Consider the following 15,549-nt stretch of genomic DNA (forward strand, 5'->3'; position numbering starts at 1 on the left):
GAACCTCATTTGATTCTAAAACAATTTACTTAATGTTATGAAAAACATTATTAATGTATTATCTCATACATTATTATTGTATGAAATTATATAAGATACTATCTTTGCTAACCTAATTACTGACTTAACTATGATAAATATTACTTTACCTGATGGAACTATTAAAACTTTCGAAGCAGGAATAACTCCCATGGAAGTTGCTAAAAATATAAGTGAAGGGTTTGCACGAAATGTTATTTCAGCAAATTTCAATAGTGAAACTATAGAAACATCTACTCCTATATTAAATGATGGCTCTTTAGTTTTGTACACATGGTCAAATAAAGAAGGTAAAAAAGCGTTTTGGCATTCAAGTTCTCACGTCTTAGCTCAAGCATTAGAAGAACTCTATCCTGGAATAAAGCTATCTATTGGACCAGCCATAGAAAATGGGTTTTATTATGATGTTGATTTTGGTGAAAGTACTATTTCAGAAAAAGATTTCAAAAACATCGAAAATAAGATGATAGAAATCGCCAGAGGAAAGCACGAGTTTAAAATGCGATCAGTATCCAAAGGAGATGCTTTGTCATTATATAAGTCTCAAAACAATGAATATAAAGTTGAGTTAATTGAAAATCTAGAAGACGGCACTATTACATTTTGTGATCATTCAACATTTACAGATTTATGCAGAGGTGGCCATATTCCAAATACAGGTATTATAAAAGCCGTTAAACTTTTATCGGTTGCGGGTGCCTATTGGAGAGGTGATGAAAACAATAAACAACTCACTCGCGTTTATGGTATTTCGTTTCCGAAGCAAAAAGAACTGACAGAATATCTACATTTATTAGAGGAAGCAAAAAAACGAGATCACAGAAAACTTGGAAAAGAACTTGAGTTGTTTACTTTTTCACAAAAAGTAGGTCAAGGACTCCCATTATGGTTACCAAAAGGTGCCGCTCTGAGAGAACGTTTAGAAAACTTTCTAAAAAGTGCCCAGAAAAAAGCCGGATATGAAATGGTTGTTACGCCTCATATCGGACAAAAAGAGCTTTATGTTACATCTGGTCATTTTGCTAAATACGGTGAAGACAGTTTTCAACCTATTAAAACACCAAATGAAGGTGAAGAATTCTTGCTAAAACCAATGAATTGCCCTCATCATTGTGAAATATATAATACAAAACCCTTTTCATATAAAGAACTACCTAAACGCTATGCTGAGTTTGGCACAGTATATAGGTATGAGCAAAGTGGTGAATTACATGGTCTTACTAGAGTAAGAGGCTTCACTCAAGATGATGCGCATATTTTTTGTACACCTGATCAACTTGATAAAGAATTTAAAGACGTTATAGATCTTGTGTTATATGTCTTTGGCTCTTTAGGTTTTGAAAACTTTAAGGCTCAAGTATCACTAAGAGACCCTAATAATCCAGAAAAATATATTGGTAGTGATGAGAACTGGAAAAAAGCAGAAGATGCTATTCTCAGTGCAGCAATTGATAAAGGATTAGATTATGTTGTGGAGACTGGTGAAGCGGCCTTTTATGGTCCGAAATTGGATTTTATGGTTAAAGATGCTTTAGGCAGAAATTGGCAACTTGGAACAATTCAAGTGGATTACAATTTACCTGAACGTTTCGATTTAACCTATAAAGGAAGTGATAATGAACTTCATCGGCCAGTTATGATTCATCGCGCACCGTTTGGAAGTATGGAACGCTTTATTGCCATTTTACTAGAGCATACGGGAGGTAACTTCCCTCTTTGGTTAATGCCAGAACAAGTTATTGTACTGTCGTTAAGTGAGAAATATGAAAAATACAGTGAAAAAGTTTTAAATTTGCTAGAAAATAACGAAATTCGCGCCCTCGCAGATAATAGAAATGAAACGATCGGTAAGAAAATCCGTGAAGCCGAAATGAACAAAATACCGTTTATGGTTATTATTGGCGAGAACGAAGAAAACGAGAATAAGATTTCTGTCAGAAAACATGGAGGTGAAGATTTAGGCATGATTAGTGTAGAAGAGTTTTCACAAATTATTGACAAAGAAATCAATAGAACATTAAAAACATTTAAGTAAAATAAGTTTAACTAAAATATATAAGTCATAGCAATACGTAGAAGACACAACCCTAAGCGAGTAGTAAAAGAAGACCAGCACAAAATTAACTCTAAAATTAGAGCCGAAAAAGTACGACTTGTCGGTGACAACATAGAGGTAGGTATTTATTCGACTAAAGACGCTTTAGCCATTGCCGATGAGCAGGGCTTAGATCTTGTTGAAATATCACCAAAAGCTGATCCTCCTGTCTGTAAGGTTATGGATTACAAAAAGTTTCTTTATGAACAAAAGAAACGAGAAAAGGCACTAAAGGCAAAAGCCTCGAAAGTGACTGTAAAAGAAATTCGTTTTGGTCCTCAAACTGATGATCACGATTACGAATTTAAAAAGAAACATGCTGAAAAGTTCCTGAAAGATGGTGCAAAACTCAAAGCTTTTGTTTTTTTTAAAGGACGTTCGATAATATTTAAAGAACAAGGTCAGATTTTATTGTTGCGATTAGCACAAGACCTTGAAGAGTTAGGTAAAGTTGAACAAATGCCTCGATTAGAAGGTAAGCGTATGACAATGTTCATTGCGCCAAAAAAAGTAAAATAAGCTGAAAAGTTCAGCTTTAAGATAATAAGCGAAACGTAAATAAAAAGGAGACAATGCCTAAAATGAAAACAAAATCAAGTGCTAAGAAACGTTTTAAACTAACTGGCACTGGTAAGATTAAAAGAAAGCATGCTTTTAAGAGTCATATTTTGACAAAAAAATCTAAAAAGCGAAAGCTAGCTTTAACTCATGACACTTTGGTACACAAAGCAGATGAGAACAATATTAAAACAATGTTACGTTTAAAGTAATATCGTTTTAATCGGTTAAAACAAATTATAAACCCTGGAGTTAGGCAAAAAAATTTAGCAAGTGTCGAAAAGACCGCCTACTACAAAAAAACAATTTAAGAAATGCCAAGATCAGTAAATTCAGTAGCAAAAAGGGCCAGAAGAAAAAAGGTTCTTAAGCAAGCAAAAGGTTACTTTGGAAGACGTAAAAACGTTTGGACAGTAGCGAAAAATGCGGTTGACAAAGCGATGCAATATTCGTATAGAGACCGTAGAGTAAAAAAGAGAACGTTCCGTTCGTTATGGATAATGCGTATTAACGCAGGTGCAAGAATGCATGGAATGAGCTATTCAAAGTTTATGGGGAAATTAAAAGCTAATAATATCGAATTGAACCGAAAAGTTCTTGCAGATTTAGCAATGAATAATCCAGAAGCTTTTGAAGCCATAGTAAATAAAGTAAAGTAAGGCGTTCGCCTAAACAATAACAACAATTCGCTTATAAAACCGATTCAGAAATGAATCGGTTTTTTTATGGTATAAATTAAAAAACGACATCCATTAATTCGTGTCAACATGTATATAAAAAGCCAATCCTTGAAGAATTGGCTTTTTACTTTCATGCATTAACATGACATGAGTTTTTTGCAATTAATTTTATTTTGGTATAATGCCTCCACCTTCTTTCGGTATGATGCCTCCACCTTCTTTCGGTATGATGCCTCCACCTTCTTTCGGTATGATGCCTCCACCTTCTTTCGGTATGATGCCTCCACCTTCTTTTGGTATGATGCCTCCACCTTCTTTCGGTATGATGCCTCCACCTTCTTTCGGTATGATGCCTCCACCTTCTTTTGGAATGATGCCTCCACCTTCTTTCGGTATGATGCCTCCACCTTCTTTCGGTATGATGCCTCCGCCTTCCTTCGGAACGATAGAGTCTCCTTCCTTATGTTGTGATTGTTTAGCCATTATATAGTTTTTTAGGATTAATTATTTACTATATTAATAAAAATATGTAAATTTAGCAAGCGATTTCCCCTTTATATAACAAACCTCCTAACTTAATTAATTGTAAATGAACCTAAAAGGTTTTTTTAAAGAATGTCATAAAAAGGAAGTATTTAAAATGCTTTCAATTTATATTGTATCGAGCTGGGTGCTTCTTCAAGTCTTAGCACTGATATCAGAGCCTATTGGAATTCCTCAAAAGAGTATCACGTACCTGATCGTAATTCTATTAGTTGGATTTCCTGTTTACATATATGGCATATGGAAATTTAAACTGCTCAAATACGAAATCCAGCAAACTGAAGACCCTAATACTCCATACAACAAAAGTGCATTTCAAAAAATGTACTTTTCTTCTTTATTTGTGATTGGAATTATTTCTGGTATTTCAATAACACTAATTGTTAAAAATAGTTTTCAAACTAGTTTTTCCTTAGAAAAAATTGAAAGTAACAACAAAATTGCTGTATTAGAATTTGAGAACACAACCACAAATGAAAACCTCAATAATGTTGGTAAAATAGCATCAAATTGGGTTATTCATGCGATAACTGAAAACCAACTTGGCCAAGTTATTTCTCCCAAATTGATAAATGATTACACCAGTATTTTAAAATCGAAAGCAGAAAATAAAGATCTCAATAACTTATTGAAAAATTATTTTAAACCTGATAAAGTAATTGTTGGTGTTTATTACGAAGAAAATGGTAAGCTTTTACTTCAAGGCTCTATTAAAGATGGTTTAATTGATGAAACACTCATATCATTTGAAACCATTGTTTGCGATCCTAATTCGCCATTGGATTGTGCCGAAAAATTGAAGCAAGAAATTCTCGGTTATTTATCAACAGTCGGTAAACAAGATAATCTTGGCTATATTCTTAATAAAGATAATAAAACGATGTCGTCCTACTATGAGGAAACACCGCCTAACTATGAAGCGTATCAGTATCTTGTGAATGCACTCGAAAATAGAGGTAATGATAACATTTTTTTAGAATTAATAAATAAGTCGATAGCAACAGATCCTAGTTTCTTTGAACCAAAAATTCATAAGATCGCTTTCTACTATAATAAGGAACAGTACAAAATTGCAGATTCGCTACGACTTTTAATTGACGTCAAATCAAAATTAAATAATCGACAAGAAAATATTATGTTGTTTTATGAGTCCATATTAAAAGGGAAAAATGATAAAGCCTATAGAGCTCACAGTGAAGAATATAAAAAAGCTTATAAAGACCTAGGAACTAATATGAGTCAAATGACCATTGCTTTGCAAAAGGTTAATCTTCCAGAAGACATTGAAAATATTTTCAATGAAATCCCCATGGAAGATCTAAATTTAGAAAATTGTTCGCGTTGTGGATATCGATATTATATGAAAAGCCTTGCTGATGTTGAATTAGGTAAATATGAACAAGTGACTAAAACACTTTTACCAATTACTAATATTATTGAAGACAATTATTTAAAGCGCCCATTAATTAGTGCTTTTGTGAAATCAGGAAAATTTGTTGAATTGGAAAAATATCTATCCGATTATGAATTAATTGCCTCTCAAAATGACATAGACTATTTGATGGCTTTTACAGGCATCCAATTTATAAATTCTAATCAAATCGAAGAAGCCAACAAATATTTCAACAAAATAATTACTAGTGAAAATTCAAATTTAGACCCCATTAATTTGGCACAAGCTTTTTATTTTAAAGGTGACTTTATAAAAGCACAAGAACTCTATAAAACATTGCATGACAATAACCCAAGTAATATCAAATATGTAGTCCATTTAGCCATTAGCTATTTTAACAACGGAAATTTTGAAGCTGCAAAAACATGCATAGATAAGTTGGATGGCTTAAGAGCAGATTATCAATTCGGCGCTATCGATTATGCTTGGGCTCAATATTACACGGTTATTGGAGATAAAGTCAAAGCTATCGAATTTCTTCTTAAGGCTGTTGTTCAAGGTTATGATTATACACCATCTACATTTCAAAATGACCCCCATTTTAGAACGATTAAAGACAGTCCTGAATTCAATAATCGCATTATGAACTATTGGAAAAATAAAACATTATGATCACATTTTTACAAGCTGCAGCAGAAAAAGGACAAAAGATAACTGAAGGATTAAAAGACACCGAGAAAACTGTTGATGATCCAAAAATTTTTCACGATATAATTAATTTACTCGATGTCATCATTTGGCCAATTGCATTAATAATTGGCTTATATATGTTTAAAGATCATATCGGCAGAGTTATCAAGAGCTTAGGGTCAATTAAAGCGGGTGCATCTGGTTTTGAAATGAATTTTATGGAAAATAAGCTTGAAGAAGCTACTAAATTAATTGGCATCGGTTCATCTGGAATTATTTCTAAAGATGGTGGTTCTATCATACCAAAAGATGGTAGAGGTATTATTCCAAAGGATGGCTCTGGGATGATCCCTAAAGATGGATCAGATATTACCCCAAAAAGCGAAGAATATAAGACATCAAAAAGAAGTAATGCTGAATCACCATATCAAGAACTAATGGAATTACAGGATGCTATCAATCAAAAACTATCTGATATTGCAACACAAAAAGGCATTCAGAATACCGTTGGTCATTCAAATTTTGCATTGACTAGTGATTTATCTAACCTAGGCATAATAGATAAACATACATCGAGTAAGTTAAAAACTCTTATAGAGTTGAATACCCTAGGTCTTAATTCCCCCGAAATTACTCATGAACAAGTTTTTCAAATGAAAAGATTATTTAATAATATTTCCTTTTAAATTAAAATATGAGAACACTTGATAATGCATATGCACTCGTCATTGGAGTAGATTGTGATCAAAAAACACCACAACCTGAACGCGATGCAAAAGCCATTTATAATGTGCTTTGTGACCAGTCACTGTGCGGATATAAAGAGGAAAACGTTAGGCTTCTTGCAGACAAAGAAGCTACCATGCAAAGAATCCTTGATGAGTTAGATGACATTATTAAAAAAACTGATGAGAAATCCTCTTTTTTATTATACTATTCTGGCCATGGTGGTTATTCTAAGCAGTATAATCTTTCATATTTATGTCCTTATGATTATGGAAATGATCAATCAAAGCATGTAACTGGTAAAGAATTGAGAGAAAAAATTAGTGAAATGAAATCAAAAAGAATTTTTATTCTTTTTGATTGTTGCCATTCGGGGGCTTTTTTCGAAGAGAAAAAAGATGAAATTATTTCACAAACTATATCAAATAATACACGTCAGCAAATTATTCGCGAGAACTCAACCCTTGAAGGTCTTGCTCAAGAGATTGATGATGAACAAGGTATGGTCATAGTGGCTTCTTCGCAAGCCGATGAGCAATCATGGGGAGATTTTGAAAATGACGATTATAGTGTTTTTACAACATGCTTGATGGAGGCTTTCAAAGCAGAAAACATAAAACATAAAAAGTATTTGCCTGATGAATATATCAGAACTGTTAATACTATTAATTATGTTTTTGAAAGAACTCCTGAATTAATTAACATACTCAAAAAAAGAAGCGACATCGTAAAAGATCAGACTCCTTATTCTAATTTACAAATGAGTTCAGATTTTGCAATATGTTATATTCCCGAAGAACTAAAGCATAAAATAGCCACTAATAAATTTCAAAAACCATCTCAAAATACTGAAACGGTTATTTCAAAAAATAGCAATATTGAATTATGGGAAAGAGATGAAGGCAATAATTTGTTATTGTTTGTTCCTGGTTTTTCTGGAGAATCTAAAGGAACATTTGGAGACATCCCAAAATTATTGCAAGCAGATTCGAATTTTGATGGATGGGCTATGAAATCATTGGGTTATTCATCGGGAGTTCAACCTAAACTCGGTAAGGATATTTGGGGAGCTATTCGTGATCTAGATATCATTGCTGGAAACCTAAGAACCTCTATTAAAAATAAATTCCGTAATTATGATCGGATTGCTATTGTCGCGCACAGTTTAGGTGGGTTAGTCGCCCAAAAGGCAATATTAGGTTTAGACCAAGACAATAGAAATAGAATTTCTCATCTTATTATGTTTGGAACTCCAAGTAATGGAATTGCTCCAGAAGTTTTAACCAAACAATGGAATAAAAAGTATAGTGACATGAATAGTGAGGGTGATTATATAAAATCTTTGCGCAAGAAATGGAAAGACACATTTAATGATAACTATCCTTTTAAATTAAAAGTCGCAGCCTCTACTGAGGATGAATATGTTACTCTAGAATCATGCCATGGGCCTTTCAATGAAGAATACCGTGAATATGTAGATGATAAGCATTTGGCTATGGTAAAACCAAAAGATGAAAAAGATGATGCTTATTCATTAATATTAAATACATTAACCGGCAGCAAATTCTTTAATCAATACGCTAACAAAGAGGAAATAAATTTGACTCTCGGGAAATATGATGCCGTTGTTAAAGAACTGTTACCAAGAAAAGATGACCTTGATCCTAGAGGTTTAACACAGCTTATTTTTGCGCTTGAAGGTCTTGAGCGTAAAGATGATATTACTGATATTTTAAACAGTCACCCTATTACTCAAGATGTAAAAAAACATACAGATTTAATGGGAATCACTGCTGGTCGTCATAAACGTGATTACTTAAAAACATTTTCATATAAATCAAGTCAATTATCTCGTGATTATTATAGTAAGGCACTGGAAATTTCTGTCGAAAATGAAGTCCACTCACAAATTTATTATCATGCCATAAACTTAGCGTTTTTAAGTATTGTTACTGATCCTGTAACTGGCAAATCTGAAATGAAAAAATATGCTAATCAAGCATTAGAAGCAACTAGCCATTGTGATGATGATCTATGGAAATTTGCAACTGTTGCCGAAGCAAATATGTATTTAGGTCATCTAGAAACTGCAAAAGAATATTATATAAAGGCCTCTGAGGGTATTGGTGTAAGAGAAAAAATATCTATGCATACGAATGCTTATGAAGGATACGTCGCTTTAACAAAAAAAGAAGATGATGAGTTTACGCAATTTTTGAAAGCGCGCTTATTAAGTTAATATGTTAAGGTTTAAGCAACATATCATTCCAGATTTAGCATTTAAAAAAGCCATTAAAAAACCTATTCCAATTAAATGTTATCAAATTGATGACACTTTTACAGTAGACACTTTAGAAGGGACCATGACCGGGAAAAAAGGCGATTGGTTAATGGTTGGTGTCAATGGTGAAATGTACCCTTGTGATAAGTCTATTTTCGAAAAAACATACAGCCTATTAAAATAATGAGTATATTAACATTCCCTTAATTAATCCAAACCAACTAAAAACTAAATAATATGAGTGCTGAAACTATTTTTGTCAGTTACTCCAGTGACGACAGACCGTTCGCACTAGGACTTGTAAAAGAATTACAAAGTTTAGGAGCAAATGTCTGGATAGATCAATTAGGTATCGGTCTAGGCGAAAACTGGGATAATGCAATTGAAGAAGCTTTAGAAAAATCAGAAACATTTATGCTTATTTTATCACCTACATCCGTTGAATCACAAAATGTTCAGGATGAGGTGTCAATAGCGATAAATACAAAGAAGAAGCTTGTTCCCATTCTAATTAAAGAATGTGAATTACCTATGCGATTACAACGAAGACAATATGCTGATTTAACCAGCAATCCTGATAAAGCTATTAATGATATTTTAACTTTTCTTGGATTAAAAGAAAAGGCCTCTGCTAGCTTAGACAAAATATTGTCACTTATTGGAGTTTCCGAAGCACCAAAAAAAGTAGTACAAAAAATCACAGAAGAGTCAACAGGTAAAGTAATTCAACAAGAAGTTAATGCAGAAGATTTACTAGTTTCTGATGCTGAAATTGACCGAGCCATAGCAATGCATAAAAAAGGAATTAAAAAGAACTGGCAAATGACTATTATTACTGCTGTCATAAGCGTAATGTTATCAATTCTAGTTTTTGTTTTTAGAGATTCCGATTTTTTACGCATCGATCCTATGTATTCAATTATAGGTTGTTTATCAATTAATTTATTATCTGTTAGATTATACGGCAGCATGAAGAAAAGACTGAGGAACATTGATTTAATTGAACTTTTAAAGTTAAAAAGAGAACGCTTAACTCGAGTAGTAAATAAATTAACGAATAAAGAAATTGACGATTTAAATAACGAATTCTACAATTATATTACTATATAAAACATATTTCTATGAAGCGCATTGATGATAAAATTAAAGAAATTGAGAAAAAGGATAAATCCAATAGATGGTTATTTTATGGCATAATTGTCATCATTATTGGTTTTTTATATTTTGCCAGTACAACTAAAAAGACAATTGATGAACAAAAAGGCACCATTGCTGAACAACTCGAAACTATAGAAAATCAATTAGAAGTTGAAAAAGGACTAAGTCAGCAATTAGAAGATAGTATTAACGAATTAAACCGAAGTTTGAAGCCTGATGAGTATTGGGATCATATTAGAGCTGAAAACACTGTTGAGGGTTATATTGGATTTATAACAAACGATTGGGGAATAGATAAATCAGCATTTTTAACTAAAGCCTATAACAGATTAATGGATAACAATCCTGATACAAAAGCTGATGGATATGAAGGCTGGCTCTTTGTTGGGCTTAAAAATATTGCTAATGAATACACTAGCGGTAAGAGTAATGGAGAGAAAATAATTAAAATTGTTTATAGAGATGGAAACGATGATAATATCACCCATTCTGAACCTAAAGTAGGTGATGTAGTGCAACTAGTAAGCAAACGAAATCGTATAACTTATAGCCGAAAAGATAAAGTGAGTAAAAGAAACTATAGAAATGAGCAAGGATTTAGAAATAAAACTAAGGCCATTGTTGTTGATGTGCATCCAGATCCAAACACTGCCGAATTCTACGTACAATTAAAATATTATTAAAAATTTTAAAATCATAGTTTCTTTATAATTAAAAAAAACCGATTCTAAAATGAATCGGTTTTTTTATTGTTTTTTATTTCTCATGTAAAAGCATTCAAAGTCGTTTACACCTAATAAATTTCAATTTTTTAAGTAACTTACAATTCAATTAATTCCAACCATATGAAACGCATACAACTCTTTACAACCCTCATTCTACTCATTTCTCTTAATACCTATAGTCAAGATAAAGAAAAAGCAAAATCTTGGGATGTTGCCAATCCCGAAGGAACTTGGGACTTTAAAGAACTTAAACTTTCTACTGATGAAGGTACATGGATGAATCTTGATGTGAGTCCAGATGGTAAGTCTATCGTTTTTGACTTATTAGGAGACATCTACAAATTAGATATCAATGGTGGAAATGCTAGAGTTTTAAGAGAAGGTCTGCCTTTTGAAATTCAACCTCGTTTTAGTCCAGATGGTAAACACATTTCTTTCACAAGTGATGCTGGAGGTGGTGATAATATTTGGATAATGAATAGTGATGGTTCTGAAGCTAAACAAATCACTAAGGAAAGTTTTAGATTATTAAATAATGCGGTTTGGATGCCAGATGGTAATTATTTTATTGCTAGAAAGCACTTTACTTCCAGTCGGTCGTTAGGCGCAGGAGAACTATGGATGTATCATAAAACTGGAGGCAGTGGAATTCAACTTACAAAAAAGAAAAATGATCAACAAGATGTAAATGAGCCTACAATTTCTCCAGACGGAAAGTACCTATATTATAGTGAAGATGTATATCCAGGTGGATTTTTTCAATACAATAAAGATCCAAATAGTCAAATTTATGCTATCAATCGCTATGACTTAGTCTCAGGAAAAACGACGAGAGTTACTGGTGGACCAGGTGGTGCTGCGAGACCTCAAATATCAAGAGATGGCAAAAAACTTGCTTTTATAAAACGTGTCCGTACCAAGACAGTATTATACATCCATGATATAGAAACTGGTGAAGAATGGCCTGTTTATGATCAACTCAATAAAGATCAACAAGAAGCTTGGGCTATTTTTGGAGTATATACAAATTTCAACTGGATGCCTAATAATGAAGATATTGTAATTTGGTCAGGAGGCAAAATAAAGAGTATAAACATTAATTCCTTTGCGGCATCAGAGATTCCTTTTCAAGTAGATGCAACTATAAAAATGGCAAAGGCCATTGAGTTTGATACTCCTGTAGCTCCAGATACCTTTGATGCTAAAGTAATTCGTCATGCCGTGACATCTCCTGATGGAAAATCAGTCGTATTTAATGCCTTAGGATATTTACACATACAGAAATTACCTAATGGAAAAGCAAAGCGATTGACCGCAGGTACAGACTTTGAATTCGAACCTGCCTTCTCACCTGATGGAAAATCAATCACCTATGTGACATGGAATGATGAAAATCTAGGAGGCATATATTCTGTTCTTGCAACTGGGGGAACACCAACAAAGCTTTCTTCAGAAAAAGGCATTTTTAGAAACCCCTCCTATTCCCATGACGGAACGCATATCGTTTATCGCAAAGAAGGTGGCAATAACGAACAAGGCCGTACCTTCGATAAAAAGACAGGTTTATACATAGTGAATGCTGATGGCTCTAATCCAAAACGCATTACTAAAGAAGGTGATTATCCTATGTTTAATGGTGATAATACACGAATTATCTACCAAAAAGGAGGTCAGTTTTTTGGCGCCCTTACTAAAGAATTAAAAAGTATAGCTCTTAATGGTTTTGATGAGCGCGTTCATGTTAAATCAAAACACGGAAATCGCTTAGTCCCAAGTCCCGATGGAAATTGGATAGCTTTCATTCATTTACATAAAGTCTATATGGCGCCAATGCCTAAAGCTGGACAAACTATAGATTTGACTGATAAATCCAAGTTTGTTCCCATTACTCAGCTGTCCAAAGATGCTGGCATCAACTTGCATTGGTCTAAAGACAGTAAGACCATACACTGGACATTGGGTAACATGTATTATTCTGCTGAAGCTTCAGAAGACACCAAACTTGTAGAATCAGGAACTAAAATAAACCTAGAAGCTAAGACTGATAAACCACAAGGGAAAATCGTATTAAAAGGTGCACGTATCATTACTATGGAAGGTGACGAAGTAATTGAAAATGGGACTATTGTTATTAATAATAATAGAATTGAAAGCATTGGTAAAGCTTCAGAAGTATCAATCCCATCCGATGCAAAGGTATATGACGTTTCAGGAAAAACAATCATGCCCGGAATGGTCGATGCCCATGCTCATATAGGCGGATTTCGGTACGGTCTTACCACCCAAAAGCATTGGCAATTTTATGCCAACTTAGCTTATGGTGTGACAACCGCACATGATCCTTCAGCTAATTCTGAAACAGTTTTCGCTCTTTCCGAATTACAAAAAAATGGTACTCTCGTTGGACCACGCCTCTACTCTACAGGGTTTATACTTTATGGTGCAGATGGTGATTTCAAAGCTATTATCAATAACCTCGAAGATGCACGATCGTCAATTAGACGAACAAAAGCTTTTGGTGCTTTATCTGTAAAAAGTTACAATCAACCTCGTCGTGAACAAAGACAACAAGTCTTACAGGCTGCCCGTGAAGAAGGCATCTTCGTAGTTCCTGAAGGTGGATCAACTTTCTACCATAATATTACCATGGTCATGGATGGACACACAGGTGTTGAACATAATATTCCAGTGGCTCCAGTTTATAAAGATGTATTAAAACTTTGGGGAAATAGTAATGTTGGTTATACGCCTACGCTTATTGTTAACTATGGTGGTATGAATGGTGAAATGTACTGGTATCAAAAAACTAATGTTTGGGAAAATGAAAAACTCTTAAGGTTTACACCTCGCGGAATAATCGATGCACGTTCAAGACACCGCATTATGATTCCTGAAGAAGAATATGAGAATGGACACATTCTGGTTTCTAAGACATGTAAAGCCCTAGCCGATGCTGGTGTTAAAGTGAATTTAGGTGCTCACGGACAATTACAGGGTTTAGGTGCGCATTGGGAATTATGGCTATTACAACAAGGTGGAATGACTAATCTTCAAGCTTTAAAAGCTGCAACGATAAATGGGGCTGATTATCTTGGAATGAGTACTGATATTGGATCACTTAAACAAGGAAAACTGGCAGATTTAATTGTGATGGATAAAAACCCATTAGAAGATATTAAAAATTCTGAAAGTATCATTTACACTATGATTAACGGTCGAATGTATGATACCGAAACCATGAATGAAATTGGTAATAATTCTAAAAAACGCACGAAGTTTTATTGGGAAAACAATAAATATAATGAAGCATTTCCTTGGCATGAAGAGACCCAGAGTTTCACGAGAGGTGCCTGCGGTTGTCATGTTGGCTCACATTAAAAAAAAATCCGATTCAAAATTGAATCGGATTTTTTCATCTTTTTAAGTTTTCTGTTTTTTCTTTTTTGCTGCAGGAAATAAGACATTATTTAATATCAAACGATAGCCCGGAGACGTTGGATGTAAGTCTAATTCTGTTTTAGGATCTCCAACTTTATGCGTATAATCTTCTGGATCATGACCGCCGTAAAACGTGAAGAACCCCTTTCCTTTAATCCCATGAATGTATTTGGCTTCACCATTGGTTTTATTTTCACCCATGACCAAGACATTTGACTTTATTTCATCGCGCGTAAAGGAGGTCGTTTGCCCCATGAATCCTTTGACTAAAGCCGTATGATTTTGACATAACATGGTTGGAATGGGATCCCATTTTGCAGAAAATTCCATTAAACTAAAATAATCTGTTGTCATAGGTATGCGTCGTTTTCTAGTCATATCAATTGATGAAAACTCATATACATTTGGGTTTCTCTCTAAAATGAAATTTTTAAATGCAAACGTCCTACTGAAATCTATTTTATTCTGATATCCTGGGTCACTGCCATCTCCGTCAAACATAGGCTCACAGATATCAATACCATCAGCAGCTAAAGCAATATCAAAACTGTCTGTTGCACTGCACATGGCAAACATAAATCCACCACCTATCACATAATCTCTAATTTTTTGGGCCACTGCTAATTTTTCTTCAGAAACTTTAGCATAGCCTAATCTTGCCGCTAATTCTTCGGCATCTTTTTTCTCTTGAATATACCACGATGCTGATCGATATGCTCTATAAAACTTCCCAAACTGTCCGGTAAAATCCTCATGATGCAAATGCAACCAATCAAAGAGTAACAGTGAATCGTTTAAGACTTCTTCATCATAAACTGTTTCATATGGAATTTCAGCGTAGGTCAATACCATTGTAACTGCATCATCCCAAGGCTGTAAACCTTTTGGTGTATAGACGGCTATTTTTGGTGCTTTTTCTAATACAACAGCCTCCATATTCTGAGATGGACTCGCAATCATATTTAAAATTTCTTCTGCTTTAGCGTTGGAGATGACCTCAAAACTCACACCTCTTATTTGGCATTCACGTTGAATCTCTTCAGAATCTGGTAGCAGAAATGAGCCTCCCTTATAATTTAATAACCACTTAACTTTAAGCTGTTTCTCTAAAGTCCAATAGGTCACACCATAAGCTTTTAAATGATTATTCTGTCCTTCCGCATCCATAGGTATTAGAATGTAAGAGGCATAAGACTGTATTGAAAATAGAAACAGAATTAATA

The 15,549-nt window shown here is 33.8% G+C and carries 13 protein-coding genes; 11 read left to right on the forward strand and 2 right to left on the reverse strand.

Features of this window, described 5'->3' with window-relative positions:
• Positions 1-130 precede the first annotated feature (130 nt).
• The 4 genes from thrS to rplT all read left to right on the forward strand — a co-directional run bounded on the left by thrS (position 131) and on the right by rplT (position 3,351).
• A complete protein-coding gene (thrS, locus tag BLT57_RS12000; protein WP_091425972.1) occupies positions 131-2,074 on the forward strand; it encodes a threonine--tRNA ligase in 1,944 nt (647 codons plus the stop codon).
• Positions 2,075-2,107: 33 nt separating this feature from the next.
• Positions 2,108-2,653, forward strand: a complete 546-nt coding sequence (gene infC / locus BLT57_RS12005) for a translation initiation factor IF-3 (RefSeq protein ID WP_091425974.1) — start codon at positions 2,108-2,110, stop codon at positions 2,651-2,653.
• Between the two features lie 53 nt (positions 2,654-2,706).
• Positions 2,707-2,904 (forward strand): 50S ribosomal protein L35, encoded by a 198-nt coding sequence (gene rpmI, locus BLT57_RS12010; RefSeq protein ID WP_040250651.1) that lies wholly within the window; start codon positions 2,707-2,709, stop codon positions 2,902-2,904.
• Positions 2,905-3,006: 102 nt separating this feature from the next.
• The gene (gene rplT, locus BLT57_RS12015) at positions 3,007-3,351 is read left to right on the forward strand and encodes a 50S ribosomal protein L20 (protein WP_091425976.1); all 345 of its coding nucleotides are present in this window, start codon (positions 3,007-3,009) and stop codon (positions 3,349-3,351) included.
• 189 nt (positions 3,352-3,540) lie between these two features.
• Here rplT and BLT57_RS12020 read toward each other — a convergent pair whose 3' ends face one another.
• On the reverse strand, positions 3,541-3,855 hold the full coding sequence (locus BLT57_RS12020; protein ID WP_091425978.1) for a hypothetical protein: 315 nt from the start codon (positions 3,853-3,855) through the stop codon (positions 3,541-3,543).
• A gap of 106 nt (positions 3,856-3,961) precedes the next feature.
• On the opposite strand from BLT57_RS12020, the gene BLT57_RS12025 reads away from it, so the two are divergent.
• The 7 genes from BLT57_RS12025 to BLT57_RS12055 all read left to right on the forward strand — a co-directional run bounded on the left by BLT57_RS12025 (position 3,962) and on the right by BLT57_RS12055 (position 14,266).
• Positions 3,962-5,980: a lipopolysaccharide assembly protein LapB gene (locus BLT57_RS12025; RefSeq protein WP_091425980.1), complete on the forward strand. Its 2,019-nt coding sequence runs from the start codon at positions 3,962-3,964 to the stop codon at positions 5,978-5,980.
• Complete coding sequence (locus BLT57_RS12030) at positions 5,977-6,684, forward strand: hypothetical protein (RefSeq protein ID WP_091425982.1); 708 nt, start codon at positions 5,977-5,979, stop codon at positions 6,682-6,684. The genes BLT57_RS12025 and BLT57_RS12030 overlap by 4 nt, the downstream gene beginning before the upstream one ends.
• Positions 6,685-6,692: 8 nt before the next feature.
• Entirely contained in the window at positions 6,693-8,963 is a 2,271-nt protein-coding gene (locus BLT57_RS12035) for a caspase family protein (protein ID WP_091425985.1), read from the forward strand.
• Position 8,964: 1 nt separating this feature from the next.
• Positions 8,965-9,189, forward strand: a complete 225-nt coding sequence (locus BLT57_RS12040; protein WP_091425987.1) for a hypothetical protein — start codon at positions 8,965-8,967, stop codon at positions 9,187-9,189.
• Positions 9,190-9,242: 53 nt separating this feature from the next.
• Complete coding sequence (locus BLT57_RS12045; protein WP_091425989.1) at positions 9,243-10,115, forward strand: toll/interleukin-1 receptor domain-containing protein; 873 nt, start codon at positions 9,243-9,245, stop codon at positions 10,113-10,115.
• A gap of 11 nt (positions 10,116-10,126) precedes the next feature.
• Positions 10,127-10,846, forward strand: coding sequence for a hypothetical protein (locus tag BLT57_RS12050; protein WP_091425990.1), 720 nt, complete (start codon positions 10,127-10,129; stop codon positions 10,844-10,846).
• A gap of 162 nt (positions 10,847-11,008) precedes the next feature.
• The gene (locus tag BLT57_RS12055) at positions 11,009-14,266 is read left to right on the forward strand and encodes an amidohydrolase family protein (RefSeq protein WP_091425992.1); all 3,258 of its coding nucleotides are present in this window, start codon (positions 11,009-11,011) and stop codon (positions 14,264-14,266) included.
• A gap of 42 nt (positions 14,267-14,308) precedes the next feature.
• Here the strand turns inward: BLT57_RS12055 and BLT57_RS12060 are convergent, their stop codons facing one another.
• Positions 14,309-15,493, reverse strand: a complete 1,185-nt coding sequence (locus BLT57_RS12060; RefSeq protein ID WP_091426792.1) for an asparagine synthetase B — start codon at positions 15,491-15,493, stop codon at positions 14,309-14,311.
• Between the last annotated feature and the right edge of the window lie 56 nt (positions 15,494-15,549).

The sequence above is a fragment of the Formosa sp. Hel1_31_208 genome, from assembly GCF_900104785.1.
In the GTDB taxonomy this organism is placed as follows: domain Bacteria; phylum Bacteroidota; class Bacteroidia; order Flavobacteriales; family Flavobacteriaceae; genus Psychroserpens.

What these genes read in the sequence shown, in the direction of transcription:
- BLT57_RS12050 (WP_091425990.1), top strand. Translation starts at nt 10,127, where the DNA reads ATGAAGCGCATTGATGATAAAATTAAAGAAATTGAGAAAAAGGATAAA.
- rpmI (WP_040250651.1), top strand. Translation starts at nt 2,707, where the DNA reads ATGCCTAAAATGAAAACAAAATCAAGTGCTAAGAAACGTTTTAAACTA.
- thrS (WP_091425972.1), top strand. Translation starts at nt 131, where the DNA reads ATGATAAATATTACTTTACCTGATGGAACTATTAAAACTTTCGAAGCA.
- BLT57_RS12030 (WP_091425982.1), top strand. Translation starts at nt 5,977, where the DNA reads ATGATCACATTTTTACAAGCTGCAGCAGAAAAAGGACAAAAGATAACT.
- BLT57_RS12045 (WP_091425989.1), top strand. Translation starts at nt 9,243, where the DNA reads ATGAGTGCTGAAACTATTTTTGTCAGTTACTCCAGTGACGACAGACCG.
- rplT (WP_091425976.1), top strand. Translation starts at nt 3,007, where the DNA reads ATGCCAAGATCAGTAAATTCAGTAGCAAAAAGGGCCAGAAGAAAAAAG.
- BLT57_RS12040 (WP_091425987.1), top strand. Translation starts at nt 8,965, where the DNA reads ATGTTAAGGTTTAAGCAACATATCATTCCAGATTTAGCATTTAAAAAA.
- BLT57_RS12025 (WP_091425980.1), top strand. Translation starts at nt 3,962, where the DNA reads ATGAACCTAAAAGGTTTTTTTAAAGAATGTCATAAAAAGGAAGTATTT.
- BLT57_RS12020 (WP_091425978.1), bottom strand. Translation starts at nt 3,855, where the DNA reads ATGGCTAAACAATCACAACATAAGGAAGGAGACTCTATCGTTCCGAAG.
- BLT57_RS12060 (WP_091426792.1), bottom strand. Translation starts at nt 15,493, where the DNA reads ATGGATGCGGAAGGACAGAATAATCATTTAAAAGCTTATGGTGTGACC.
- BLT57_RS12055 (WP_091425992.1), top strand. Translation starts at nt 11,009, where the DNA reads ATGAAACGCATACAACTCTTTACAACCCTCATTCTACTCATTTCTCTT.
- BLT57_RS12035 (WP_091425985.1), top strand. Translation starts at nt 6,693, where the DNA reads ATGAGAACACTTGATAATGCATATGCACTCGTCATTGGAGTAGATTGT.